At 63.4% G+C, this 25,224-nt stretch carries 24 protein-coding genes; 3 read left to right on the top strand and 21 right to left on the bottom strand.

What is annotated here, in order from left to right:
• Nucleotides 1–3 precede the first annotated feature (3 nt).
• From murC to CGLAUT_RS08285, 13 genes are all read right to left on the bottom strand, one after another.
• The gene (gene murC, locus CGLAUT_RS08225) at nt 4–1,440 is read right to left on the bottom strand and encodes a UDP-N-acetylmuramate--L-alanine ligase (protein WP_290184549.1); all 1,437 of its coding nucleotides are present in this window, start codon (nt 1,438–1,440) and stop codon (nt 4–6) included.
• Nucleotides 1,441–2,535 (bottom strand): UDP-N-acetylglucosamine--N-acetylmuramyl-(pentapeptide) pyrophosphoryl-undecaprenol N-acetylglucosamine transferase, encoded by a 1,095-nt coding sequence (locus CGLAUT_RS08230; protein WP_290184551.1) that lies wholly within the window; start codon nt 2,533–2,535, stop codon nt 1,441–1,443.
• A gap of 22 nt (nt 2,536–2,557) precedes the next feature.
• Nucleotides 2,558–4,111, bottom strand: coding sequence for an FtsW/RodA/SpoVE family cell cycle protein (locus CGLAUT_RS08235; protein ID WP_425551723.1), 1,554 nt, complete (start codon nt 4,109–4,111; stop codon nt 2,558–2,560).
• 46 nt (nt 4,112–4,157) lie between these two features.
• Nucleotides 4,158–5,525 (bottom strand): UDP-N-acetylmuramoyl-L-alanine--D-glutamate ligase, encoded by a 1,368-nt coding sequence (gene murD, locus CGLAUT_RS08240; protein ID WP_290184552.1) that lies wholly within the window; start codon nt 5,523–5,525, stop codon nt 4,158–4,160.
• On the bottom strand, nt 5,522–6,628 hold the full coding sequence (gene mraY / locus CGLAUT_RS08245) for a phospho-N-acetylmuramoyl-pentapeptide-transferase (RefSeq protein ID WP_290184553.1): 1,107 nt from the start codon (nt 6,626–6,628) through the stop codon (nt 5,522–5,524). Before mraY ends, murD begins: the two co-directional genes overlap by 4 nt.
• Nucleotides 6,629–6,639: 11 nt before the next feature.
• Entirely contained in the window at nt 6,640–8,178 is a 1,539-nt protein-coding gene (locus tag CGLAUT_RS08250; RefSeq protein ID WP_290184554.1) for a UDP-N-acetylmuramoyl-tripeptide--D-alanyl-D-alanine ligase, read from the bottom strand.
• 4 nt (nt 8,179–8,182) lie between these two features.
• Entirely contained in the window at nt 8,183–9,700 is a 1,518-nt protein-coding gene (locus tag CGLAUT_RS08255; protein ID WP_290184555.1) for a UDP-N-acetylmuramoyl-L-alanyl-D-glutamate--2,6-diaminopimelate ligase, read from the bottom strand.
• A gap of 61 nt (nt 9,701–9,761) precedes the next feature.
• The gene (locus CGLAUT_RS08260; RefSeq protein ID WP_425551724.1) at nt 9,762–11,675 is read right to left on the bottom strand and encodes a peptidoglycan D,D-transpeptidase FtsI family protein; all 1,914 of its coding nucleotides are present in this window, start codon (nt 11,673–11,675) and stop codon (nt 9,762–9,764) included.
• Between the two features lie 144 nt (nt 11,676–11,819).
• Nucleotides 11,820–12,530: a cell division protein FtsL gene (gene ftsL, locus CGLAUT_RS08265; RefSeq protein ID WP_290184556.1), complete on the bottom strand. Its 711-nt coding sequence runs from the start codon at nt 12,528–12,530 to the stop codon at nt 11,820–11,822.
• A 5-nt stretch (nt 12,531–12,535) separates the two neighbouring features.
• Nucleotides 12,536–13,546, bottom strand: a complete 1,011-nt coding sequence (gene rsmH, locus CGLAUT_RS08270; RefSeq protein WP_290184557.1) for a 16S rRNA (cytosine(1402)-N(4))-methyltransferase RsmH — start codon at nt 13,544–13,546, stop codon at nt 12,536–12,538.
• 191 nt (nt 13,547–13,737) lie between these two features.
• Nucleotides 13,738–14,172, bottom strand: a complete 435-nt coding sequence (gene mraZ / locus CGLAUT_RS08275; protein ID WP_095660306.1) for a division/cell wall cluster transcriptional repressor MraZ — start codon at nt 14,170–14,172, stop codon at nt 13,738–13,740.
• A gap of 440 nt (nt 14,173–14,612) precedes the next feature.
• Nucleotides 14,613–15,005, bottom strand: a complete 393-nt coding sequence (locus CGLAUT_RS08280) for a DUF3040 domain-containing protein (RefSeq protein ID WP_290184558.1) — start codon at nt 15,003–15,005, stop codon at nt 14,613–14,615.
• Between the two features lie 128 nt (nt 15,006–15,133).
• Nucleotides 15,134–15,568, bottom strand: coding sequence for an SAV_6107 family HEPN domain-containing protein (locus CGLAUT_RS08285; RefSeq protein WP_290184560.1), 435 nt, complete (start codon nt 15,566–15,568; stop codon nt 15,134–15,136).
• A 138-nt stretch (nt 15,569–15,706) separates the two neighbouring features.
• Between CGLAUT_RS08285 and CGLAUT_RS08290 the strand changes: the two genes are divergently transcribed.
• Together CGLAUT_RS08290 and CGLAUT_RS08295 are read left to right on the top strand one after the other, a co-directional pair.
• A complete protein-coding gene (locus CGLAUT_RS08290; RefSeq protein WP_290184561.1) occupies nt 15,707–16,273 on the top strand; it encodes a GNAT family N-acetyltransferase in 567 nt (188 codons plus the stop codon).
• A 64-nt stretch (nt 16,274–16,337) separates the two neighbouring features.
• Nucleotides 16,338–17,429, top strand: a complete 1,092-nt coding sequence (locus tag CGLAUT_RS08295; protein ID WP_290184562.1) for a polyprenyl synthetase family protein — start codon at nt 16,338–16,340, stop codon at nt 17,427–17,429.
• Here CGLAUT_RS08295 and CGLAUT_RS08300 read toward each other — a convergent pair whose 3' ends face one another.
• Nucleotides 17,430–17,792 (bottom strand): Rv2175c family DNA-binding protein, encoded by a 363-nt coding sequence (locus CGLAUT_RS08300; RefSeq protein ID WP_415877125.1) that lies wholly within the window; start codon nt 17,790–17,792, stop codon nt 17,430–17,432.
• A 59-nt stretch (nt 17,793–17,851) separates the two neighbouring features.
• Between CGLAUT_RS08300 and CGLAUT_RS08305 the strand changes: the two genes are divergently transcribed.
• Entirely contained in the window at nt 17,852–19,111 is a 1,260-nt protein-coding gene (locus CGLAUT_RS08305; RefSeq protein ID WP_095660312.1) for a protein kinase domain-containing protein, read from the top strand.
• 24 nt (nt 19,112–19,135) lie between these two features.
• On the opposite strand, the gene CGLAUT_RS08310 is transcribed toward CGLAUT_RS08305, so the two are convergent.
• Genes CGLAUT_RS08310 through CGLAUT_RS08340 form a run of 7 tightly spaced genes read right to left on the bottom strand, consistent with a single transcriptional unit; the run spans nt 19,136 to nt 25,217 of the window.
• Complete coding sequence (locus CGLAUT_RS08310; protein WP_198304881.1) at nt 19,136–20,524, bottom strand: class II 3-deoxy-7-phosphoheptulonate synthase; 1,389 nt, start codon at nt 20,522–20,524, stop codon at nt 19,136–19,138.
• A 30-nt stretch (nt 20,525–20,554) separates the two neighbouring features.
• Nucleotides 20,555–21,088, bottom strand: coding sequence for a polyadenylate-specific 3'-exoribonuclease AS (locus CGLAUT_RS08315; RefSeq protein ID WP_095660314.1), 534 nt, complete (start codon nt 21,086–21,088; stop codon nt 20,555–20,557).
• Nucleotides 21,089–21,090: 2 nt separating this feature from the next.
• Entirely contained in the window at nt 21,091–21,312 is a 222-nt protein-coding gene (locus CGLAUT_RS08320) for a hypothetical protein (protein ID WP_095660315.1), read from the bottom strand.
• Entirely contained in the window at nt 21,313–22,059 is a 747-nt protein-coding gene (locus tag CGLAUT_RS08325; protein WP_290184565.1) for a lysophospholipid acyltransferase family protein, read from the bottom strand. It lies immediately after the preceding gene.
• Nucleotides 22,060–22,073: 14 nt separating this feature from the next.
• On the bottom strand, nt 22,074–23,018 hold the full coding sequence (locus tag CGLAUT_RS08330; protein WP_290184566.1) for an ROK family protein: 945 nt from the start codon (nt 23,016–23,018) through the stop codon (nt 22,074–22,076).
• Nucleotides 23,019–23,020: 2 nt separating this feature from the next.
• Nucleotides 23,021–24,175, bottom strand: a complete 1,155-nt coding sequence (locus tag CGLAUT_RS08335; protein WP_290184568.1) for a glycosyltransferase family 4 protein — start codon at nt 24,173–24,175, stop codon at nt 23,021–23,023.
• Nucleotides 24,176–24,188: 13 nt separating this feature from the next.
• The gene (locus tag CGLAUT_RS08340; RefSeq protein ID WP_095660319.1) at nt 24,189–25,217 is read right to left on the bottom strand and encodes a C40 family peptidase; all 1,029 of its coding nucleotides are present in this window, start codon (nt 25,215–25,217) and stop codon (nt 24,189–24,191) included.
• Between the last annotated feature and the right edge of the window lie 7 nt (nt 25,218–25,224).

The raw sequence follows: 25,224 nt of genomic DNA on the forward strand, positions 1-25,224 counted from the left end.
CGCTTAGCTTTCCTGGAGGGCGTAGAGGATTTCGTCGGCAAGCAATGTGACATTGCCCGCGCCCATGGTGAAGACGATGTCGCCCGGCTTTGTCAGCGCGGCAACGGTGCGCGGGGCCGCCGAGAAGTCCGGTTCGTAGCTGACGGTGGTGCCGGAGTCGTCGGAGATGCGGTCCGTGATGATGCGCGAGTCGACGCCTTCGACCGGCGCCTCGCGGGCACCGAAGATGTCGAGGACGACCACTGCATCTGCCAGCGAGAGCGCGTCGGCGAATTCGGCGGCAAACTCCTGGGTGCGCGAGTAGAGGTGCGGCTGGAAGCACACCACCACGCGGGTGCCGTCGCCTTCCGAGACCGCCTTTTCGCGCGCTGCGGTGAGCACCGCCGCGACCTCGGTTGGGTGGTGGGCGTAATCGTCGTAGACGCGGGTGCCGTCGGCCGCTTGGCCTTTGAACTCGAAGCGCCGGCGCACCCCGGTGAAGTCGCTTAAGCCCCCGGCCAGCTTGACCGGGTCAGCCCCGGTAAGCGAGCCTGCGAGCAGCGCCGCCGCGGAGTTGAGCACCATGTGCCGGCCGGGAACGCCCAGCGTGTAGGTGACGGTGCCGAATTCTGCGAGCTTTATGGTGACATCGACGTTGGAACCGTCAAGCACCTCTCCGGTGATCACGGCGCTAGCGGTGAGGTTCGGGTGGCGCGCGGCGGCTTCTGCCGTGCCGTATCCCTTGACCGCGATGCCACGCGCCGCTGCGCGTTCACCGCACGCCGCTGCATTGTCGTCGTCAAGGCACACCACGAGCGCTCCCCCGTCCGTGACGCGGTCAGCGAAGTCGTCGAAGACCTTGAAATACGCTTCGCGGGTGCCGAAATAGTCGAGGTGATCCGGCTCAATGTTGGTGATCACAGCAACATCAGGCTTGTAGCGCAGCAAGGAAGCGTCAGATTCGTCGGCCTCTGCAACAAAGACATCGCCCGCGCCGTGGTGGGCGTTGGTGCCGGCGCGGTTGAGCTGGCCCCCGATAGCGAAGGACGGATCTGCCCCGGCCGCCTGCAGCGCCACAACTGCCATTGAGGTGGTCGAGGTCTTGCCGTGAGTGCCAGCGAGGAGCACCTGGGTGTAGCCCTCCATGAGTTCGCCGAGCAGATCCGAGCGGCGAATCACCGGAATGGAAGCCTCCGCGGCGCGGAGCAGCTCCGGGTTGTCTTTCGGGATCGCGGCGAAGCTGGTTACCACGACGGTGGGCAGCTCGCCGGCGAGTTCGAGGTTCTCCGGCGCGTGGCCGATCGCAATCGTCGCGCCCTGACTGCGCAGCGCACGCACCGGGCGGGAGTCTTTCACATCGGAGCCGGTAACCACCGCGCCGCGGTCCAGCAGGATGTGGGCGACACCGGACATACCGGCACCGCCGATGCCGATGAGGTGGACACGAGACAGGTCGTACATCTACTTGCTCCCCACTGCTTGATCGGTGTTACTTGCGATGTCGTGGATGATCCGCGCGGCGAGGTCTTCCGCGACGTTGCCTGCACCGGACTGGGCCAGGGCTGCGCGCATGTCGGCGAGGCGGGTGTCGTCGCCGAGGATCTCGCTGACCGCGGTGTACAACGACTCCGGTGTCAACGCGGCGTCGTCGATACGCACTGCGGCCCCGGCGGACACGAGGTGCGCCGAGTTGAGCCCCTGCTCACCGTTGCCGTGCGGCAGCGGGACGTAGACCGCGGGCAGGCTGGCGGCGGAGTTTTCAGCGACAGTCATGGCGCCGGAGCGGCACACCACCATGTCCGCGACTGCGTACGCGGCCTCCATGTCATCGATGTACGGCACCGCCGTGTAGTGCTCGTGCGCGGCGGGCGCGTCGTTCTTGCGCCCGTAGGCGTGCAGGATCTGGAAGCCATCGGCGACCAGGCGCTCTACGGTGCCGGCGAGCGCCTCGTTGATGCGCACCGCGCCCTGCGAACCGCCGGTGACCAGCAAGGTCTTGCGGTCCGGATCGAGGTTCCACATCTTCAGGCCGCGCTCGGCCTTCGCGCCGTCGGGGTCGACGCCCACACCGGGACGCACCGGAATGCCGACCACGTCACCGGGCATGCCGGAGTTCGCCACGGCGTTGAAGCCGGTGCCGCCGAGGCGCACGCCGAGCTTGTTCGCCATGCCGGCAAGCGCGTTGGTCTCCAGCACGTAGAACGGGATGCCGAGCGAGCGCGCGGCGAGATACGCCGGAGCTGCGACGTAGCCGCCGGTACCAAAGACCGCCTGCGCACCGGTGTCTTTGAGGATCCGACGCGTCTGGCTCACCGACTTGTTCAGCTTGAACGGCACGCCCGCGAGTAGCCACGGCTTGGAGCGCGGGATGGGCACCGGGTCGATCAGCCGTAGTTCGAAGCCGCGGGCCGGCACAATGGAGGTCTCTAGACCGCGTTCGGTGCCCAGCGCCACAACGTTCGCGTTATGGGCGTCGCGGAGGACTTCACCTACCGCCAACGCCGGTTCGATGTGTCCTGCGGTGCCGCCACCTGCGACAACAACGCTTGGTGCCATGTTTCACTTGCCCCTTACTTCGCTAGCTGGCTCTGCGCATGTCATCGTAACGCGGGGGCTCGCGGCGGCTCGAGCGGCTCCCGGTGACCGGGGTACCGAAGCGGGCCTCGCGCTCAGCATCGGCCACGGTACGGCCGGGTCGGCTGGGGCGAACAGGCCGGGTGGGACGCGCGGTTCCGGCAGAGCGGCCCGGGTCGGCGGCACTGCGGCGCGGGCGCTGGCTCGCGTTGCGGCTTTGCGACGGCGCCTGCGGCTCCCCGATTCCAAGTACCCGGTCGAAGGCGGGACGGCCGTAGTTCTGCATTGCGGAGATGGCATCCGGCTCGTGGCGCGCCACCGAGGCGAGCACACCCATGCCGGCCAAGGTGATGATCGCGGAGGTGCCGCCGGCGGAAAGCATCGGCAGCTGGATACCGGTCACCGGCAGCAGTCCGATCACGTAGCCGATGTTGATGAACGCCTGCGAAACCACGCCGGCCGCCAGTGCCGCCGCCATCAGGGACTGGAACTGGTTCTGCGCTCGGCGCGCGGTGCGCAGCCCGAAGTAAGCGAGCAGCGCGAAGAGGATGATGACCAGCGCGCCGCCCCACAGGCCGAGCTCCTCGCCGATGACGGCGAAGATGAAGTCGTTGCGTGCTTCAGGCAGGTAGAACCACTTCGCGCGGGATTGTCCGAGGCCTACGCCGAACACGGAGCCGTCGGCAAGCGAAAGGAAGCCCTGGTGCGACTGGAAGGCCACGCCGCGGGTGTCGTGGAACCGGCCGAAGAATGCGTCGAAGTAGACGGTGAAGCGGTCGGATCGGAAGCCTCCCGAGAAAAACTCGTAGACCAGCACCAAGGCGCCGCCGAACGCCGCGAGCCCGACGGCTTTCCAGGACACCCCTGCGAACAGCAGGATGAGTGCCACGACGACGGCGAAGGACACGGCCATGCCGAGGTCACCCTGGGCTGCGATGAGCAGGATGCACAGTGCTGCGACGGAGAGGAACAGCGGGAAGCCGTTGTTGGCTTGGAAGAGGCGCTTCGGGTCGCGGCCGGCAAGTACCTGGGCGCCCCAGATCGCGATGGCTACGCGTGCCACCTCAGAAGGCTGCAGGCGCAGCGGCCCCATGACAATCCACGACTGCGAACCAACCTCTGCGCGACCGGTACCGATGCCCGGGATCAGCACGGCGATCAGCAGAAGCACGGCGCCGAGCATGATCCAGCTGGACCAGCGCCGCAGCCGTTCGGGCGGGGTCTTCAGGGCGCACCAGAACGCGATCAGTCCGAAGGCGACCATCACCGTTTGACGGATCGCCAGCGACCACACGGACGAAGACGCGGCAAACGAAGTCGCCATCGAGGAACTCATCACCATGACGATGCCGAGGCCGGCGAGGATGAGCACGATGGTGCGCACCATGGTGTAGTCGAGCAGCGGACGCGCCTCCATTGCCTGGTGTAGCTTCTGCGTGGCGCGCGCGATGCCGGACTCGGGTGCACGGTGCGGTTGCTGCGGCGCTGGCTGTGGCTGTGGTTTGGCGGGCTTGCGCGCAGCGCTCGGGGCTGGACGACGGGTGCCGCGGACCGTCATAGGTGCATCACGCCTCTCGGTCGGGGTCTAAAGCTCTACTTGATGCTTAGTAGTGTCTCATTGCGGCAGCGGCAAACGCGTCGCCACGCGCAGACATTCCCGAATACATGTCGAGGCTTGCAGCAGCCGGCGCGAGCAGCACAGTGTCGCCAGGCTTTACGACGGTTGCGGCATAGGCGATAACTTCGTCCATTGCTTCTTCCGGGTCGGTGGAGTCTGTGACAAACACCGGGACCTCAGGGACGAGGCGGGAGAGGGCTTCACGCAAGATTTCGCGGTCTGTGCCCAAAAGCGCGACGGCGCGGAACTGGTCGGCGTGAGCGGCGATGAGCTCATCCACGGCGGCACCCTTGAGCTGGCCACCGGCCACCCACACCACGCTGCCTGCCCCGGTGAGCGCGGAATCCGCGGCGTGCGGGTTGGTGGCCTTGGAGTTGTCGACGAAATCGACCCCGCCTGCGGAGTACACTACGGCACCACGGTGGCCCTCTACGCGGTACTCCTGCAGTGCGGTCTGGATGTGCTCCGGCCGCGCGCCTTGGGTAAGCGCCACCGCGGAGGCTGCAAGTGCGTCGAGGATTCCCGCCGCGCCAGCGGGTTCGATGCCGTCCGCGGAGGCGAGGTCAGTGAGACGGCCGCTGCGGTTATCCACCAACCGGCCATCCACCACGCCGAGCTGGCCCGGCGCAGGTGCGCCGAGGGTGAAGCCGATGATGTCCTCGCGGCCGGTGCGGGCGACGAGGTCTCGCACGTGCGAGTCGTCGATACCTGCGACAGCGTGGGGTGCTGTGAGCACCCGGGCCTTGGCGGTGGCGTAGTGCTCAAAGCTGCCGTGCCAGTCGATGTGGTCGTCCGCCAGGTTCAGCAGCACCCCAGCGTCCGGGACGAGCTGCGAGGACCAAAAGAGCTGGAAGCTCGACAGCTCCGCAACGAGGACGTCGACGCGCTCGGGGGCGGTCAGTGCGTCCGCGACCGCAAGCCCGATGTTGCCGCAGGCCTGCGCGCGCTTGCCGGTGTCTTCGCCGAGCTGGTGCATCATCGCGGCCAGCATGCCGGTGGTGGTGGTTTTGCCGTTGGTGCCGGTGACCACCAACCAGTCCCGCGGCGGGCCGAAAACCCCCGCGCGGTCGAGGCGGAAGCAGGCTTCGACGTCCCCGAGGACTTCGAGGTGGGCAAACGAGGCGTCGACAAGCAATGGTGAATTCGGGCGCCAACCTGGAGATGTGACAACCGTACCGACCTCTGCAAAGTGGTTTCGGGCTTCGGCTGTGGTGACGATGCGCTCGCCGGTCGCATTGTCGTCAGCGATGATGACGGGGACGTCGAGTTGGCGGAAGAGCTTGGCAATGCCGGTACCGGAAACGCCTGCACCGGCGACGATGACGCCGCGCTCGAATGCTGCAGGCAGGCTCACAGGTGCACCCCGACTTGACCGAGCCACTCGCTGTAGAACGCGGCGGTGCCGAGCGCCACCGACATGCCGGCGATGAGCCAGAAACGGATGACCACCGTGGTTTCGGGCCAGCCGCCGCGCTCAAAGTGGTGGTGGAACGGGGCCATGCGGAAGACGCGCTTGCCGGTGGACTTGAAGGAGACGACTTGGATGACCACGGAGGCGGCCTCGCAGACAAACAGCGCGCCGACGATGATCATCAGCAGCTCCGTGCGCGAGCAGACGGAGAGGCCGGCGACGAGGCCGCCCAGGGCGAGCGAGCCGGTGTCGCCCATGAAGATCTTGGCGGGTGCAGCGTTCCACCACAGGAACCCGATGCTGGCGCCGAGCCCGGAGACCGCAAGCACGGCCAAATCGAGCGGGTCGCGCACCGAGTAGCAGCCCGGGGCGGCGCCCGCGACGCAGGAGTTACGGAACTGCCAGAACGTGATGAAGGTGTATGCCGCCATGACCAGTGCGGTGGTGCCGGCCGCAAGTCCGTCGAGGCCGTCGGTGAGGTTCACGGCGTTGGACCAGGCCGCGAGCAGGATGTAGGTGAAGACGAGGAAGAGGATCGTGCCTATGATGCCGCCGCCCGCGGCGATGTCGATCGTCTCGATGTCGCGGGCGAAGCTCAAAAACGTCGACCCAGGTGTGAGACCGTTCTGGTCCGGGAACTGCAGGATAAGCAGGCCGAAGATCAGCGCGATCGCGAGCTGCGCGAGCAATTTCGCCGTCTTGTTCAGACCCAGGTTGCGTTTGAAGAAGATCTTGATGCCGTCATCGGCAAAACCCACCAGGCCGAGCGACAGTGTCAGCCCCAGCACGATCAATCCGGACGCGGTGAAACTTTCGTGACCGCTGAACACGGCGTACAACCCGCTGAAGAAATAGCCCGCGGTGATGCCGAGCAAGATGGCGATGCCGCCCATGGTCGGCGTGCCGCGTTTGCTGGCGTGCCACTTGGGCCCGTCCTCGCGGATCTCCTGGCCCATCTCGCGGTGATGGAAGTACCGGATCAGCAGCGGGGTGGTGAAGATGGCAACGAGGAAGCTAACAATTCCTGCGATGATGAGCTGAATCATGTGGTGTCCTTTTAAGCTTTGTCGCCATCAAGGGTATGCCCTGGCAGCAACCGTTCAGCCACTGCCCACAGACCCAGCGCGTTTGATGCCTTGACCAGCACAACATCGCGGTGCTCGCGGGTGTGCCAGCCGTCAATGCCAGCGGGAGCAGACGCCACAAGCTTATCGACGACACCGGCAGCCGCTTCGGCATCCTCCACCTCAGTAGTTTCAATGCCGTGCTCGCGGGCGCAAGTCGCCAGCGCATCTGTGGCGTCGTTGAAGCCAACCGTCACAAGGTGGGTGACCCGGTAGCGCGAAAGTTCGTCGGCAAGCGATGCGTGCGCGGCGACCGAATCCTGTCCCAGCTCCCCCATTTCACCGAGGACGGCGATTGCGCGCGCACCCGGGCGTGCGGCTGCGGTGAACCCGAGCGCGGCGATTGCGGCGCGCATGGATTCGGGGTTCGCGTTATACGCGTCGTTGATGACGGTGACGCCGTCTGGGCGAGTGTTCACGTCCATACGCGCGACGGATACGGAGTGGGCGATGCTCAGCGCGTCTGCGACTTCGGGTGCAGCGATGCCGCACTCCATGCCCACCGCTGCGGCGGCGAGCGCGTTGGAAACTTGGTGCACACCGAAGACGTTCAGGCGCACGCGCTGCGGCGGGTTGGCCGGGCTGTGCAGCGTGAAGGTGGCGCGGGCCAGCTCATCGAGTTCGACGTCGGTGGCGTAGTAATCCGCCTGGGCGCCTGCCGCTGAGAAAGTGACCACGCGGGCTTGGGTGCGCGAGGCCATCGCGGAAACGAGCTCGTCGTCCGCGTTGAGCACGGCCACTCCCCCGTCGGCGGCGGCAGGCAGCGCCTCAACGAGCTCACCCTTCGCGCGCGCAATGTTTTCTCGCGAGCCGAATTCACCGATGTGCGCCGAGCCAACGTTCAGCACAACACCCACCTGCGGCGGCGCAATCTCTGCCAAGTGCGCGATGTGGCCGATGCCGCGGGCGGACAGCTCCGCAACGAGGAACTTCGTGTCCTCGGTGCAACGCAGCACCGTGTACGGGTGGCCGAGCTCGTTGTTGAACGACCCCGGAGGAGCCACCGTCTCACCGCTGCGAGAAAGCACCGCGGCAATCAGATCCTTGGTCGAAGTCTTGCCCGCCGAGCCGGTCACGCCCGTGATGCGCAGGCCGTGGTGGGCCACGAGCTCGCGGGCAACGTGAGCCGCCAGTTTGGACATGCCCTCTACGACACCAGCTGCGGAGCCGTCTGGGTCGTTCGCGGCGAGATCAGAGTTGTCGCCTTCCCGTGGCTCGGTTTTTGGGACCACGATGGCAGGCTCCCCCACCTCACGAGTAACAAGCGCTGCAGTTGCACCTTGCTCCACAGCTTTAGCAACGAAGTCGTGGCCATCAACTCGCGTGCCAGGCAGCGCGATAAAAAGTCCGCCTGGGGTGATTTTGCGGGAGTCGAACTCGACGAAGCTAGTCACCAGCGCGCCGGGGTCGGCCTCCGGGCTCACGACGCCGCCGGTAACGTCGGCGATCTGCTGCAATGAAAGCGTAATCATTCCCTTACTCCCCGCCGCCTGTGAGTGCGCGGCGCATTTCTTCCCTGTCGTCGAAGTGGTGCGTGGTATCGCCGATAATTTGGCCGACCTCATGCCCTTTGCCAACCACGATCACCGCGTCGCCGGGCCTGGCCCAAGCTACGAGCTGTTCGATGGCATTTCTGCGATCCCCGACCTCCCGCACTTCGGTGCCCGGCTCGGCTGCCTCTCGGGCGCCGGCTAGGACAGCGGCGCGGATCGTCGCCGGATCTTCGGTGCGCGGATTGTCATCTGTAACAATCACCAGCTCGGCTCGTCGCGCAGCCTCCGCACCCATGAGTGGGCGTTTCGACGCATCGCGGTCGCCTCCCGCGCCGACTGCGACAGCGACGCGCCCCTGCACCTGGCCGCGCAAGGTGTCCAAGACTGCCGCCACGGCTGCGGGTTTGTGGGCGTAGTCCACAACGGCGACGAAGTCTTGCCCGCAGTCGATGCGCTCCATACGCCCCGGCACGGAGGCCGCTTCGAGCCCGGCAATGAACTCGCCAGCCTTGACACCCACCGCGTCGGCAAGGGCGACAGCCAGCGCCGCGTTTGCCACATTGAACGCGCCAGGCATGGGCAGCCGGAACGTATGGCGCGTGCCGCGGAGCTCTATCGCGATTTCCTGCGCACCCGTGTCTTCAACGGCGAGCTGCTGCGCGGACACGTCGAGGTCGGCCTGGCCGCGGGTGCCCACCCGCACCGGGCGCTCAGCCACCTGCGCCATCTTTTCGCCCCACTCATCATCCACGCACACCACGGCGCGCCGCGCCGCAAGCGGTGAGGCAGGGTCGAAGAACATCGCCTTTGCGGAGAAGTACTCCTCCATCGTCGGGTGGAAATCAAGGTGATCTTGGGAAAGGTTTGTGAATCCAGCGACATCAAACTTGGTCCCGCCGACTCTGCCCAGCACCAGTGCGTGGGAGGACACCTCCATCACCACGTGCGTGACCCCTTCGCGCACCATGCGGGCAAACAGCGCCTGCAAGGTTGGCGCCTCCGGCGTGGTCAACGAAGTGCGCACGTCCACCCCGTTGATCTTTGTGCCGGTGGTGCCAATCAACCCCACCTTGCACCCTGCGGCGGTTAAACCGCGCTCGAGCAGATACGTGGTGGTGGTTTTGCCCGAGGTGCCGGTCACGCCGATCAGCGTCATTCGCTCGGAAGGGTGCCCGTAGATCTCGGCCGACACCGCGCCGAGCACGGCACGCACATCATCGACGATGAGGACAGGACGGCGGTTGTCGGTGCCGTCGATAATGGCAAAGCCCTCGTCGTCGGTGAGGATGGCCCCGGCCGCAGCACCGGCAGCAAAAGTTGCTCCGTGGACGCGAGTGCCGGGTAGCGCAGCGAACATGCCGCCGGGCTCGAGCGCCTGCGAATCGAGACTGATTGAAGGCACCACTATCTCCTCGGCAGGCGCGTTCACAACCCTGGCACCTGCGATTTCTGCGAGACGTCGCAGCGTTGGCCCGTCACCTGGGTGGTGCAAATTGGTCATAGGTACGCCTCCTTCTCTCCCACTGCTCTTAGCCATTTCCTAAACAGTTGTAATTTAATGTCTAGTCCGCTTGCAGAATATAGGGATCAGCGGGGGGAGACGGGGGGACGTTCTCGCGGTTGAGCAGCCAGTTTGCGATCTGCGTGAACACCGGCGCAGCGGACTGACCGCCGGCACCCCCTTCGAGCGGACCGCGCTTTGGTTCGTCGAGCATGACTGCCACGACAAAACGCGGATCGTCCGCAGGCGCGATGCCGGCGAAGGTGATCCAGAATTGGTGCTGCGAGTACGCCCCGGTCTCCGAATTCACCTTTTGTGCGGTGCCGGTCTTGCCCGCGAGCTGGTAGCCCTCAAGCTCGTTGCCACCCGCGGTACCCGACTGTACGCCCGACGGATCGGACTGGAAGACGGAGCGGAACATGTCCACCACAGTGTGCGCGGTTTCTTCACTGACCACACGGGTGTGCCCAGGCTTGGGTTGCTCCACCTCTTGGCCGTCCGGGCCGATGACACGGGAAATCACGCGTGGCTCGATGCGCTCGCCGCCGTTGGCAAGCGCTTGGTAAACGCTCGCCATCTGCAGCGCGGACCAGCTCATGCCCTGGCCAATCGGCAGGTTGGCAAAGGTGCCGCCGGACCACTGCTCGCGGACCGGCAACAGGCCAGCAGTCTCGTTCGGCAGCTCAATGCCGGTCGTCTGGCCCAGGCCGAAGCGCTGCAGGTAATCCCAGTAGCGTTCCTCCCCCAGCCGCTGCGCAAGCTGCAAGGTGCCCACGTTGGAAGACTTTCCGAAGATACCTGCAGTGGTGTACGGCGCGACACCATGCGGCCACGCGTCCGAGACGGTCACGCCCGCCATATCGATAGAGCCGGGCACCTGATGTACTTCATACGGATCGGTCAGCCCCTCTTCGATCGCGGCGGCCGCGGTGATCACCTTCGCCACAGAACCCGGCTCGAAGGGGTGGGAGATCGAGTCGTTCTCAAAATCGCGGCCTTCGGAGAGCTGCTTTTCCAGGTCGCCGTTCGGGTCGATCGTGCCCGTGTTCGCCATCGCCAGCACCTCACCGGTTCGCGCGTCAAGCACCACCGCCTGCGCGTCAAGCGCCTGCGAGTTCTCCTTCGCCTGCTCCAAAGTCTGCTGCACGTACGTCTGCAGATCCAGATCGATGGTCAGCTCGACGCGCGACCCATCCACCGCGGGCACCACATCGCGCAGCGTGCCGGGAATCGCCTGGCCGTCGCCGGAGACATCCTCGCGGGAGCTGCCGTTAATGCCCGTGAGCATCGAATCCCCCGACGCCTCCAGACCGAACTGCCCGTGGCCGTCCATGGAGACCCTGCCCAGAACGTTCTCACCAATCGCCCCGTTCGGGTACTGACGGATATCTTGGTGATCTGCCGCCACCCCGTGGAACGTCTGCGCAATGGTCGCCGCCACGTCCGGGTCGACGTTTCGCACCAGCACCTCATAGTCGGAGTCAGCATGCAGCTTGTCCAGAATTTCTCGAGAGCTCACGTCGCCCACCTTGCGGTTGGAGCTTTCGCTTGTCGACGCAGCGTCCTCCTCAACCACGCCATCCCCAATCATGCTGGGGATCTCGTTGGCCATGGTTCGAAGCACGTCTTCCACACGAGCGTTGATCTGGGCGTCGATGGAGTCCCGAGACAGCCCGTCGACACGCATCTGTAGCTCCTGCTGCTGGCGGATCTCGTTGCGCAGCGTGACTGGAGAGACGGTAAGCGATCGCGCCTGCATCGTGTAAGCGAGCTGGTTGCCCTCGCGGTCTACGATTTCGCCTCGGCGCGCCGGTTCGGTGTAGACGCGTGCGCGCTGAGCCTGCGCTTGCTCGCGGAGTTCTGGCCCCCACACCACCTGGACCCAGAAAAGGCGCCCGATCAGCACAGCGGCGAGCACAAGGAAAGCGACCGCGAACCAGGACGACCGGCGGTTGGTGATTTGGGATTGACGCACCGGTACATCCGCAGTCTCGCGCTTTCGAATGCGGTTGTTTGGCTCAGCCGGCCTGACCACGAGCGTGTGTCACCTACCTTGCACTAGTTGTATCGACCCCCCCCATACTGCACGTTGACGGTCGGTTCCAGCGTGCGCCACACGCTAGAACGCGGTGGGAACGTTCGGCTGGTAGGGCGCCACGTTGTCGAGGTGCGGACCAGCGGTATCGGGGACGTTGGCCGGAGCCTCGGCGCGTGAATGTTCCTCTCCCAAGACGTTGCCGCCCGGGACTTGGGTGAGGTTGTCCGCGACCTCGTCGACCGCCCGGCGGTTGGAGGTCGCACGATCTGCACGGGTCGGGGCACCATTGACGTCAACCACTGGCGCAACCGCTTCCGGATTCGGTTCGCGGCGCTGTTCGAGCGCCCCGTCGGCAGTGACTTCCATGATGCCCGGCTGGGCCGCAACGACCATGCCTGCGTCTGCGGCGCGCTGCGCAATTTCGGCAGACGAGCGCAGATCCTCCAGATCACGGTTGAGCGACTCGACCTCGTTTTGCAGCATCCGCTCCTTCGACTGGAGCTGCTGGATAGTGAAGGTCTGCGTGGTGGACACGCCCGAAAGCACCATCGCCACTGCCACACCGATCGCAAGAATGGTCAGGGCGATACCGCCAACGGCGAAGATCGGGTGCTTCGGTTTGACCGGGGCTGCAACGCGGCGACCGCGGACCGAGACAACCTGCTGCGAGCCGAGGCGACCGCGAGATTTGCCGTGCGGGACGTGGGGACGCACCCCAGGCCGCGCGGGTGCGCGACCCGGGGCCGTGCGAGTGCGCGGCAGCGTCATTGTGTTGGAGTTGTGTACTGCCATGGTTCTCACTGTCCTTCGGTCTGGTTGTCGTTGGTTGAGGCAAGCTTTTCGATCCCGCGAACACGCACCGGTGCCGCCCGTGGATTGCGTTCAATCTCCGCTTCCGGGGCCTTCTCGGCACCGTGGGTGATCGCTGCGAACTTTGGCGCCGTTCCAGGAAGGTCCATCGGTAACCCAGGCGGAGTTTTCGACGTGGTCAGCTCCGCGAACGCGGATTTGACGATCTTGTCTTCCAGGCTCTGGTAGCTCATGAAGACAGCTCGCCCACCCACGCCAAGCATCTCGGTGATGACGGGCACCGCATTCTCGACGGCCTCGAGCTCGCGGTTGACCTCCACACGCAACGCCTGGAAGGTGCGTTTGGCAGGGTGTCCACCAGTGCGTCGCGACGCAGCGGGGATGGTGTTGTAGAGCAGTTCCACGAGACGCGCACTGCGGGAGAACGGTTCGCGTTCCCGCTCTTTCACCACGGCGCTGGCGATTTTGCCGGCGAACCGTTCGTCGCCGTAGGTTTTGAGAATCCGCGCAATATCACCGTGGGAGTACGTATTCAGGATGTCCGCTGCGGTGACTTCCGTAGTCGGGTCCATGCGCATGTCCAGCGGCGCATCGACTTTGTACGCAAAGCCGCGCTCTTCCTGGTCCAGCTGCATCGAGGAAACACCCAGATCGAACAGTGCCCCTGCAACCCCACTTTCGCGAACTGCGTCGAAGGCTGGACCTACACCAGCCGCGATGGGTTCCGTAATCCGGTCGAACCTCGCCTGCACCGACGAAAATCGGTTCCCGAACCGAGCGAGGCGGTTCAAAGCGATGGCGAGGGCTTGAGGGTCGCGATCCACACCAATCACACGGACGTTGGGGAACACCTCGAGGAAGTGCTCGGTGTGTCCGCCGGCACCGAGAGTGCCATCGACAATGACGGCAGTATCGCCGAAAGCTTCAACAGCAGGGGCGAGCAGCTCGGCCATGCGGTCGCGCATAACGGGGACGTGGCCGTGGTCTTCGGTAGCCATCCCGGGTGTCACCCCCTGCCGTCGTTAAGTGCCTCGCGTATGGGTTTCCCTCGTTGGGGGAGCGAGTAGAGCCCTGCCCGGGGCGGCTGATCTGATGTCGGGGAAGTACACCAGAGAAGCTTCACACCCCGGACAGAGTCCGTACACGCTCTCCGTCAGTAGTCGGGTGCCCGCTCTTCGGGTAGTCAGTCCTAGAGCAGACCGGAGAGAATGTCGTCGTCGTCCGCCGCGGAGAACGCGGCTTCCGTCTCTTGTTGGTAGTTAGCCCAGGACTCTGCGTCCCAGATCTCGAGAAAATCAACCGAACCAATGACTACGCACTCCTTCGACAGGTTTGCGTACTCGCGGTGCGCCGGCGACAGCGTGATGCGACCAGATCCGTCAAGCGTTTGCTCATCTGCACTGGAAGCCAGGTTGCGGATGAACGCTCGCGCTTTCGGGTTCGTGCGAGAAGCGGCCGCCGCTTTACGCGCGCGAGCAGCGAACTCCTCACGGGGGTAGACCGCAAGCGAGTGATCCTGCCCCTTGGTCACCATCAGCCCGTCCGCCAATTCCTCTCGAAACTTGGCGGGCAGCGTCAGGCGCCCTTTGTCGTCGAGTTTGGGAGTGTAGGTTCCCAGAAACATCGGGCGACCTACCTTTCCTTCACCGTCTGACCATGAGCTCTGAAGTTTTCTCGGCTTCGATCCATGGCTTTCACGTAGTCAAAATGAACACCACGTCTCTCCGCTGCGCCCCACTTTAACCCACTTCAACCCACAAAAGCTAGAAGGCGCGCAAAATTCTCCGCACATTTCAGAATCTCCGCAGGTGAAAAGCCATGATAGTCGTGGGGAGATTTTCCACAATTTTCGTCTCTCGCCTAACTTGAACCCCTTTATTCACACAAAATCAACGACGCATCAGCCCTACCCACCCAGCCTCCACAACCCCTACGCCGCCCGACCTGGCAATATTGTTGCAGTGGGGCGCGGTGGGTGAAGAAGGTGGGTGAAAGTGGGAGCCCTGAAGAGGGCACGAAAAAATGCCCCTCCGAATCGGAGGGGCACTTTGCCTACAGCCTTACCTATTGGCGATCTTCGAAACGGCGACGGAAGTTCTCTTCCATCGCGACACTGCGCTGGGATCGCTGCCGCTCCCCTGTCGACGCAACCCGACTTGACCCGGGATTCGACACCGGGGCACGCAGGGCCATGACACCGCCAGCCATCATCACCCCGAAACCGAGCACGCTGATCACGATTGCCCACATGCTCATCGACGCAAGTGCAACACCGCCAATCAGCAGCACGAGGCCGAGTACCATGAGAGCGACGCTGCGCATCGTGAGCTGGCCGGTTCGCGGCGCGTCGCTGAATCCAACCTCGTGGGCGACATCGCTTCCGAACTTCGGATCCTCTGCAAGCAACGATTGCTCGATCTCGCGTAGCGCTTGCTGCTCCTGCTCAGAAAGAGACACTGGTTTACTCCACAGCTAATGGGCGGACATTGTTTCCCTAATAACGGCCATAGTATCGGTTTTGTTCCCGCCACTGATATTCGTCCTGGGATTCGCCCTTCCCACCAAACGTCCCTTTACAGTCTCGGCTATGCAACTAGGGGCAGATCCACCGGATGGACATCCCTATAGAACTCCTCGACGTCTGCAAGTAACCGAAGAACCAGTTTCGGATCGGGGGCAGTATCAATACCAGATGCGACACGACCTCTCGTCCGAGAGTAAGTCTGGAACCGTGCCGCCCAGCGCTTCCCATCATCGCCCGTAAGCGCCAGTTTCTCCCACGCGCTGGACGGGTGCCGTTTACGCTTCCGTAAGTCCGGCGAATCGGCGTTGGCCGCACCGGCAACTCGGAGCGCGCCTCGGTACGCATTTTCTAGGGCGAGATCAAATTGCCCCGCCTCGATCTCATCGTGAGCCGCAGCAATCAACGTCTCCGCAGAGGCCAAGAACTGGTCCCTGCGCGAAAGTGATGCAATAGCGCCATACGTTGCCCGAGTGGTTGCCGAAACAATGCTGCCCATGTTTTCCCCTTTGTGTGCGTTCAGATTTGTTGCACCTGAACCTAAAACATCCGTTCGACATTCCGTGCGGCTCTATAGAACATGTTTTCGAATCGTTTAAATACCACACATCCCCACTCATCGTGGTTAGGTGATGGGGTGACCGTTGAAATCCGTCGCCTTAGCCCAGCCGAATTTACAATGCTGGCACCCGACCTGGTCGACATCTATCTAGAAGCCATGGGTTACGACCCATCTATACGACAACAGCGCATCAACGTTTGGCGCCGAGAAATCATGTGGGAAGGCTTCACCGCAATCGCAGCAGAGGAGCAGGAAAATGTTGTCGGCGTTGCCTACGGTTTTCTTGGCACCCGCGAGCGTTGGTGGGACCGGCAACTACTTCGCAGCATGCGACAATCTGGCGGCATCACTGAGCAGCGCCAGCAGATCCTCAACAGCTACTTCGAAATCGCCGAGATCCATGTCTCGTCGTCTCGCCAGGGCCATGGTATCGGCGCCGCACTTCTAACGGAACTGCTACGCCTGGCCCCCGCCGAGTGGGCACTGCTCTCTACGCCGGAAGTGGATGGTGAAGCGAATAGCGCGTTTGGGCTGTACCGCAAGTTCGGGTTCACCGACATCGCGCGCGACTACCTTTATCCCGGCGACCACCGTCCATTCGCCATCCTCGGTCGACCGCTACCGCTCTCACCCAAGAAATAGCTTCACTGTAGGGTAGGTGGCCGAATAGCGCACTATCTGCGCCTCTACATATAAAGGAGCACTTGTGGATTACCGCAGTGTCGACCTCGTTGAGGTTCCGGCAGCTGTCAACGCCCAGCTTGCTGAGTACTTCTCCTACCGCGCACCCGAGGTGGCCGCGCTGGGTTCACCTTTCCAGAAGTCGGTCTCGTACCTCGAGCAATTCGTGCTCGGAGGAGGCAAGCGAATCCGTCCGCTGTATGGGTGGGCAGGGTTCGTCGGCGGCGGCGGACTCGAGAAAGGCGAAGAGGATCCGCAGTCCGTGTTGCGCGCAGTCAGCGCTCTAGAGTTCATCCAAGCCTGCGCACTCATTCACGATGACATCATCGATGCCTCTGATACCCGCCGTGGACAACCAACGGTGCATCGAGCTATTGAGGCAGAGCACCAGGAGCGCGATTTCTTGGGCAGTTCGCCGGCGTTCGGCGAGCACGCTGCAATTCTCATCGGTGATCTTGCCCTGGTCTGGGCGGAGGACATGTGGCGGTCGTCTGGTGTGTCGAACGCCGCGCTTGATCGCGCAGCAGAGCCATGGCAGGGCATGCGCACTGAAGTCATTGGAGGCCAGCTCCTCGACATCATGCTGGAAGCTGAGGGAAGCGAGTCGGCCGAAGCGGCGAATACGGTCAACCGCTACAAGACCGCGGCCTACACCATCGAGCGTCCGTTGCACCTGGGCGCGGCCTTGGCCGGAGCAACAGACGCCATCATCGAGGCGTTTCGAGGCTACGGTCGCGATATCGGGATGGCGTTCCAGCTTCGCGACGACATGCTCGGGGTCTTCGGCGACTCAGCGATCACCGGTAAGCCCGCCGGCGACGACCTGCGCGAAGGCAAACGGACCGTGCTTTACGCCACCGCACTTAAGCTCCTAGATGAGTCCAGCCCCGGTCAGGCAGCTAAGCTGCGCGCCGGCATCGGTACTGTCGAAGATCCCGACGCTGTACACGAAATTGCATCCATTATCGCGGGCAGCGGCGCTGTGGAAGCGGTCGAAGAGGAGATCGATCGACTGAGCACCTCCGGTCTCGCTCACCTCGACAGCGTCACCCTCAGCGACGAAGTCGGAGAAATTCTGCGCACACTCGCGATCAAATCAACCGCTCGACGCAGTTAACTAAAATGCCATCGCTTGCGCGCGGCGGATCACTTCGCGCGCACCGTGACCATGCAGCGCGTCAATCGGCCTACCCGGTAAGGATTCGTCCTCCGTGAACAAGAACTGGAGGATCTCTGCAGGCTCGTAGCCGCCGTCGGAAAGCACTGTAATCGCTCCACCGACAAACTTGGACAGCTCACCGTCGTCAAGCAATGCCGCCGGAATCGTGTTCACGCCATCCTTGCGGTAGACCACCAGCTTGCCAGCGCCCACCATGTCGTGCACCTTCGTCACCGGCACGCCGAGGATCTCAGCTACGTCTGGAAATGGAAGAAGCTCCTCGTTGACAAGGAGCGCATCAAGATTCTGCTGGGAAGTCACGGCTCCCAAGTTTAGCGCGCCGTTGGCCTTCAGCTTGCGCGGTGAGCATACTGAAACGCATGCAATTGGCAGTGGGCGACTCCCTAGACAACCGCTACGTGATCGATCGGCCGATCGCGCGCGGCGGCATGGCGACGGTGTACCGCTGCGTGGACACCCGACTTGGGCGCGAAGTTGCTGCCAAGGTCATGCACGAACAATTCGTTCACGACCCAGTGTTTCGCGACCGCTTTCGCCGTGAAGCTCGGGCAATGGCACAGCTCTCCCACCCCAACTTGGTCAATGTCTACGATTTCTCGGCGCAGGGTAATGCCATTTTCCTCATTATGGAGCTAATCACTGGAGGCACACTGCGCGAGCTTCTCGACGAGCGGGGGCCAATGCCTCCACACGCTGCAGCTTCAGTCATGCGGGGCATGCTCACCGGCCTCGCAGCTGCCCACGCCCGTGGGCTAATCCACCGCGACATCAAGCCGGATAATGTGCTGATTAACGCAGATCACCGGGTAAAACTCGCCGATTTCGGTCTTGTGCGGGCGGCAGCTGAAGCCACGCATTCGACCGATCAGATCGTGGGCACGGTGAGCTACCTGTCACCGGAGCAAGTTGACGGCTCCCCCATGACGCACGCTTCTGACGTTTACTCGGCGGGGATCGTACTCTTCGAATTGCTCACCGGACGCACCCCTTTCGCTGGAGACACACCCATTGCTCACGCGTACGCCCGGTTGCGCGGGGATGTCCCTCCCCCGTCAGCGTTTATTGCGGGCGTGCCAAAGCTTTTCGACGAGCTGGTTGCCACCGCGACCGCCCGGGCACCCGAAGACCGCTTCCGAGATGCGACGGAATTCCTCCACGCACTCGACGATGTCGCTGAAGCATTGCGCCTACCCGCGTACACCGTGCCGGTGCCTACAAATTCCGCGGCGACCCGAGCCGCCGCGCACCCCACCAACGTCGACATGCGACCTTCGCCGGCACCGGAAGAAGGTCCGCAGCGTGCTCCCGCCGCGGCGAATGTAGCAGAGACCCGGGTGGCCACACCCCGCGCCAGCGAGGAACGCCTCTTCCCCGAAGGCCAAGCGCAGATGCCGGCGCAAGCGCCGCCTGCTTATCACGCTCCCGCCCAGCAAATGCCGCCCGCCCAGCCCCCGGCACAACCGCAAAAGCCCCGCATCAACCCAGTGACGAACCGGGGTGGTGTGGGGTTAGCAGTGTTTGTTGTACTCGCCTTCGCCGTGATCGCTGCGGTGGCGATCGGCGGCTGGTGGTTCGGCTCTGGCAACTACGGCCAGGTGCCACCGCTTATCGCTGTGTAGCACGCAGCGGTGGTTTGAGAGCTCTTAGTACCGCAGCATCTCCGCAACTAAGAAGGCGAGCTCCAGCGCCTGCTCGGTGTTTAGGCGCGGGTCGACCGCAGACTCGTAGCGGCCCGGCAGATCCACATCGGTGATGTCCTGCGCTCCGCCGAGGCACTCGGTGACGTTCTCGCCGGTCGCCTCCACGTGGATGCCGCCCGGGTGGGTGCCCAGCTCGCGGTGCACCTCGAAGAAACCCTGCACCTCGTCGATGATCTTGTCGAAGTGACGGGTCTTGTAACCGTTGGACGCGGTGAAGGTGTTGCCGTGCATCGGGTCGGACTGCCAAACGACCTTGTGGCCGGATGCCTCGACCGCCTTCACAATGCCCGGCAGGACGGAGCGCACCTTGTCGTGGCCCATGCGCGCGATCATGGTGAGTCGGCCCGGCTCCCGGTCGGGGTCGATCTTTTCCGCGTATGCGACGGCTTCCTCTGGCGAGGTGGTTGGGCCGAGCTTGATACCGACCGGGTTATCGATGAACGCGGCGAAGTTCACGTGGAAGTCGTCGATGCCGCGGGTACGTTCGCCGATCCACAGCTGGTGGGCGGAAAGGTCGTAGATCTTCTGCTCGCCGCGCTCGCTCTCGTGAAGTCGCAGCATCGCACGCTCGTAATCCACCAGAAGCGCCTCGTGGGAGGCGTAGAACTCAGACGTGCGCAGGTTGTCGTCATTGACACCGCAGGCATCCATGAAGGCCAGCGAACGAGTGATCTCGCGGCCGAGTGCTTCGTAGCGTGCGCCAGCTGGGGACTTCGCCACAAACTCGCGGTTCCAGTTGTTGATGTTGTGCAGGTCGGCGGTGCCGGAGCTCACCAGAGCACGCACGAGGTTCATTGCAGCCGAGGAGTTCGCATAGGCGCGGATCATGCGGGCAGGGTCGTGGCGGCGAGCTTCCTCGGTCGGCTCGACACCGTTGACGATGTCGCCACGGTAATTCAGCAGACCGTTGTCATCGCGGTCGGCAGAGCGCGGCTTCGCGTACTGGCCCGCGATACGGCCGATCTTCACCACCGGCAAGGACGCACCGTAGGTCAGCACAGCAGCCATCTGCAGCAAGGTACGGATGTTGGCGCGAATGTGCGGCTCAGTGTTGGACTCGAATGTTTCCGCGCAGTCGCCGCCCTGGAGCAGGAAGGCGTTGCCCAGTGCGACGTCGGCAAGCTGTGCTTTGAGTTTTTCCACCTCGGGGGCGAGCACGACCGGCGGCACCGACTCGAGGATCTTGCGAACGTAGTTGGCCTGGTCGGTGTCCCAAGACGGTTGCTGTTTCGCCTCCCGGGATAGCACGTCAAGCCATTGCTCGTTCAGATCACCCGGCATCGGAGGCAGATCAGGCAGCACTTCTTTGGGAATATCAACAGTCCAACTCACGGCTTTAGTTGTACCACGTCAGAAGGGCGTTCACCTATTGAAAGGGCGATCTCGCGATACGGACACCCGGCTCGAGGAGTCGAGAGGAAGAAACTCAGCGCAGGCACGGAATTTTCGACGATTGTGCCGTGCGTCTACCAACGCATCGTGGTTCCCTTCCGGCAACCTTGGCAGACGCGGACGCCCCGCCATGATCCAATACTGCTTTAGCTCGTTGGTGTAACGCGGCAGTTCTGCAGGCAGGCCTCGCATGTCGCCCCACAGCTGCGCCAGTACCACATGGTCATAAGCGCCAACCCACGCCCACAACTCCGGCTTATTGCCCGGGGCAGTGAGGAACTCGAATACCTCCGTGCGAATCGTCGCAAGTGGCTTCCACGCAGCGCTCCCACGATCAGGGAGCTTGTCCAACACGTTGGCTTTGACCCAGTCGTTGGCGCGGTCCGGATCGAACTCGGAGGAAACTGCGTAGTACTCGCGGCCATCTTCGCCGACGATGCCAATCGAAACCAGTTCGATAGTGGCGCCGTCTTCGATGAACTCGGTGTCGTAGAAGAACCGCACGGCTACCGCTGCGTTTCTTCGCGGAGGTGCCGGATCTCTTCACGGGTGCTGGTCGTGGTCGTGTCTGCCGCTTTAGAGCGCCGCGGCCAGAACATGATGACCGCAACAACTATCACCGCGACGGGAGCGACCACAGTCGGATAGAAATCCACACGCGTTGCAATGAGGTAAAGCACCACCGTGGCAATCACGAGGCCTACCCGGGTGAGAAGGTCTTTATCCATTTATCGTTCCAGCGCTCCTCCCGGCTCGGTGCCCTCCGGGTACTCTCCCGTTTCCTCGAGTGTCTTTTTCACCTCTGAGGCGTACGCGTCGACGTAGGGGTAGCCCGAAAGCTCAGAGAGCTCGTGCATGACATAGTCCGTAAATGGGCGCATGACCTCACGCGACTCGGGGTCATATCCGTTCTCGCGAGCCCACTCGTGCGGGTCGATTGGCTCGCTGATTTTGATGCGCACCTTCGCGGGGCGCGGAATTGAGGTGCCAATCGGGTTCGCGTCGCGAGTACCGATCATCGCAGTGAGAACTACCGGAGCCCCGGTGGCCATGGCGACCCGAGCGACACCGGTTCTGCCCTTGTAGATCCGGCCATCAGGCGAGCGGGTTCCCTCCGGGTAGATGCCGAACACGTCACCGTTGTCCAATACGCCACTAGCGGCGTCGAGCAGCGCCTGGCCCGCGTCTTTGCTGGTGCGATCCATGGGGATTTGGCCGACGGAGGTAAAGAAGAACTTCTGCACCCGCCCTTTCAGACCAGGGGTGGTGAAGTACTCCTTTTTCGCCGGGAACTGGATCTGCCGCCGCATCATGAGCGGCAGGTAGAACGAATCCATGACTGCCTGGTGGTTTGAAACTAGAATCACCGGGCCATCTTCAGGCACGTGCTCAGCGCCTTCGATGGTGGGGCGGTTATAGACCCGCAGTGGAGGCCCAAAGATGGATTTAAAGAACGAGTACCACTTGTTTTGCATATTTTGTACTCCCTTTAGGCATCGGCGCGGGCCAGATCAGCTACGCCGATCATACCTGCCTGCGGACCGAGCTCCGCCGCAAGCACCTGCGGCACCGGCCGGTAGCCGGCACCGACCATGTTGGCTGCCATTTCCGCACGCGCCTCGTCGATGAACAGGTCTGCATCTGCGCTGACTCCCCCACCCACAACGATGCAGGCGGGATCAAGCACATCAGCAACAATGGACAATCCACGCCCGAGCCAGGTTCTGAAGCTTTCCAGCGCCGCAATCCCCAGTGCGTCACCGCCGCGCGCCGCTGCCATCACATCGTGGCCATTCGCTCGCTTATCGACGACCTTGCGGTACAAAGCGCAATCCTCGTAATTGCCCTGCGTCGCCTTCTCCAGCGCACAATCCACCAGCGACGTGCCGGAGGCGTAGCGTTCGAGACAGCCCTTCTTTCCGCACGAGCACACACGCCCACCTGGTACCACCGTGATGTGACCGAATTCGGGCGCGGTACCGAAAGAGCCACGGTAGATCTCACCGCGATCCACCAACGTAGCGCCAATGCCCGTGCCAACGGCGAAGAACACCCACGTCTCCGCGTCCTGCGCTGCCCCGAAGCGGTATTCGCCCCAGGCGGCGGCGTTCGCGTCGTGCTCTAGCCGCACCGGAAGCCCGATCGCAGCCTCCAGCTCGCGGCGTACCGGCCGATCAGCGCGCCACGGAAGGTGCGGCGCAAATCGCACGATTTCGCACTCTGGGTCGAGAAACCCCGCAATCGCCATACCCACGGCCGAGATGTCGAATTCATTCCGCAGATCCGCGACCAAGTCGACAATGGTCTGCTCAAGTTCAGCATCCACGTGCGGGGTCTCGGTGGAGCGCACTGCCAGCACGTTGCCGTGGGCATCTACCACGCCCGCGCGAGTGTTCGTCCCGCCGATATCGAAGCCGATGGTATGAGAAGCCATAACTAGCTATCGTAGACCGCCGGCGTTTCGCCTCGGAGCACTTCCACCAGCCTGTCCCCTAGCACCTTCCATGAGTACGCCTGCGAGACGTGGCACCTGCCGGCTTGGCCCATGCGGGCGGCCAAGGGGGCGTCGATAAGCAATAAGCTCAGCTTGTCGACGAGCTCTTGGATGCTGTGACCGTCGACGACGAAACCTGTGTCTTTTGTGACCGTTTCAGGTGCGCCGCCGGAGTCGCCGGCGATGACCGGGATGGCGCAAGCTTGTGCTTCGAGGTAGACGATGCCCAGGCCTTCGATGTCGAGACCTGCTTTGCGAGTGCGGGCGGGCATGGCGAACACATCCGCGGCTGCGACGATGTCGCGCAGTCGTTCGCGCGAGACGGCACCGGTGAACGTGACACCCTCGACGTCGCGCGCGAGTCGCTTCAGCTTGTGACGGAACGGGCCGTCGCCGACGATGATGAGCTGGGTGCCCGGGACGCGCTCGCGGACAGCTGGGATAGCGCGGATGAGCTGATCCTGGCCCTTGCGGGCGACCAGGCGCGAGCTGCAGACAACTAGTGGGGACTCGCCAACGCCGAGAGATTCTCGGGTGGCGCCGCGCTCGACTGGTTCCGCGGGGCGGAAGAATTCCGTATCCACGCCCGACGGCAGGGGGACGAAGTCGGGGTCTCGTCCAAAGGCGTCCTTGAGACGTTCGAGCGTGAAGTTGGAAATGTAAGTGATGGTGTCGGCGTGCTCGCCGATGCGCTGCAATGAGCGGCGTGCACCCGGCACGAGCGACCAGCCGACCTCGTGGCCGTGCGTGGAGGCGACAACCCGCGATGCGCCTGCGCGCTTCGCGGCTGCCCCCATCACTGCGAACGGGGCGGCAGCACCGAACCAAACTGTGTCGATGTTGTGCGCGCGAATCAACTCTTGCATCTTTCGCGTCACCCGGACAGTCGGCAGCAAAAAGTAATGGGGCCAGCGCACGACCGTGTATTCGCGGGCTGCATCCCAGGCAGCAGCCTCCTCTTTGTTCGGAGTCGGTGCGAAAACGAAGACGGACTCCGGCCCCTCACGCCGCACGATCTCGTCGACAAAATCGCGGACGTAGGACTGAATCCCCCCGATGGCCGGAGGGAAATCATTGGTAACAATAAGCACGCGCATAGCGCGACAGAGTCTAGTACCGAACCGCCCCGCTGATTGGCATCGAGTCGTACGCGACCACCTGAACTGGGATGCCGTAATCCGAAGCGTGGACCACCATACCATCACCGATATACATGCCGACGTGCGTGGTTCCCGGGTAGTAGCCAATGATGTCGCCGGGCTGAAGCTGACTCAACGGCACCGGCGTGCCTCCGGCAAGCTGCGCTTGGGATGTGCGCGGAATCGACTTTCCGTTCTGTGCGTAAGCGAAGACCATCAACCCCGAACAGTCGAACGCGTTTGGTCCAGTTGCACCCCAACCATAGGGCTTACCCACCTGAGCCATTGCCGAGGACACCACACCCGAGCCAGCCCCCGGAATATTGATGCCATAAGGGTCAATCGGATTGTCCTTGTTGATCCAGCGCTGCATGCCCTCAGGGCTCAGGGCATCCACCTGTGCTTCTAGGTCGCTTACCTGGGACTCCAGATCCTTGCGCTCTCGTTCAAGCTTGCCGCGCTTCGCTTTGAGATCGTCTCGGGTCTTCTGCGCCTCGGTAACGGCCGCCACCGCAGCGTCGTTCCGCTCCGTCGCGCTGCGGCTAGCCTTGTCCAACCCCTGCAGTGTGCGCTCCGCATTGCGTGACAGCGTGCTCAGGAATGCAGCTCGGTCAATCGCGGCCTGCGGGCTGCCTGACTCGAGTGTGGTGAGGAGACGCTCATTGTTGGTGTTGCGGTAGCGCGATTGCGCGATGCCGTTGAGATTCTGCTGGAAGCCGACACGCTCACCGTTTGCGCGGTCTGCCGCACCACGGGCTACCTCCGCCTCGCGCGACAGCTGCGTAACGCGGCCCTCGGCCGCGGCGATCTCATCTTCGAGACCTTTGATCTCCTCAGCCTTCGCGGAAACCTCGTGGGAGACATTCTCAAGCTTGTCAATCAGCTCATCCACGTCGTCGGCGCCGGCAACTGGTGCCACCACGGAGGAAAGCACTGCGCCGAACGTTGTTGCCGCAACCGCACGTCCGACTCCGACCTGACGCTTTGAGTGCTTACCCACTTGTAAT

Source organism: Corynebacterium glaucum, assembly GCF_030408855.1.
Lineage (GTDB): Bacteria > Actinomycetota > Actinomycetes > Mycobacteriales > Mycobacteriaceae > Corynebacterium > Corynebacterium glaucum.

Coding starts and splice junctions, on each gene's coding strand:
- murC (WP_290184549.1), bottom strand. CDS start 1,440: ATGTACGACCTGTCTCGTGTCCACCTCATCGGCATCGGCGGTGCCGGT.
- CGLAUT_RS08230 (WP_290184551.1), bottom strand. CDS start 2,535: ATGGCACCAAGCGTTGTTGTCGCAGGTGGCGGCACCGCAGGACACATC.
- CGLAUT_RS08235 (WP_425551723.1), bottom strand. CDS start 4,111: ATGACGGTCCGCGGCACCCGTCGTCCAGCCCCGAGCGCTGCGCGCAAG.
- mraY (WP_290184553.1), bottom strand. CDS start 6,628: ATGATTCAGCTCATCATCGCAGGAATTGTTAGCTTCCTCGTTGCCATC.
- CGLAUT_RS08250 (WP_290184554.1), bottom strand. CDS start 8,178: ATGATTACGCTTTCATTGCAGCAGATCGCCGACGTTACCGGCGGCGTC.
- CGLAUT_RS08255 (WP_290184555.1), bottom strand. CDS start 9,700: ATGACCAATTTGCACCACCCAGGTGACGGGCCAACGCTGCGACGTCTC.
- ftsL (WP_290184556.1), bottom strand. CDS start 12,530: ATGGCAGTACACAACTCCAACACAATGACGCTGCCGCGCACTCGCACG.
- rsmH (WP_290184557.1), bottom strand. CDS start 13,546: ATGGCTACCGAAGACCACGGCCACGTCCCCGTTATGCGCGACCGCATG.
- mraZ (WP_095660306.1), bottom strand. CDS start 14,172: ATGTTTCTGGGAACCTACACTCCCAAACTCGACGACAAAGGGCGCCTG.
- CGLAUT_RS08285 (WP_290184560.1), bottom strand. CDS start 15,568: ATGGGCAGCATTGTTTCGGCAACCACTCGGGCAACGTATGGCGCTATT.
- CGLAUT_RS08305 (WP_095660312.1), top strand. CDS start 17,852: ATGCAATTGGCAGTGGGCGACTCCCTAGACAACCGCTACGTGATCGAT.
- CGLAUT_RS08320 (WP_095660315.1), bottom strand. CDS start 21,312: ATGGATAAAGACCTTCTCACCCGGGTAGGCCTCGTGATTGCCACGGTG.
- CGLAUT_RS08325 (WP_290184565.1), bottom strand. CDS start 22,059: ATGCAAAACAAGTGGTACTCGTTCTTTAAATCCATCTTTGGGCCTCCA.
- CGLAUT_RS08330 (WP_290184566.1), bottom strand. CDS start 23,018: ATGGCTTCTCATACCATCGGCTTCGATATCGGCGGGACGAACACTCGC.
- CGLAUT_RS08335 (WP_290184568.1), bottom strand. CDS start 24,175: ATGCGCGTGCTTATTGTTACCAATGATTTCCCTCCGGCCATCGGGGGG.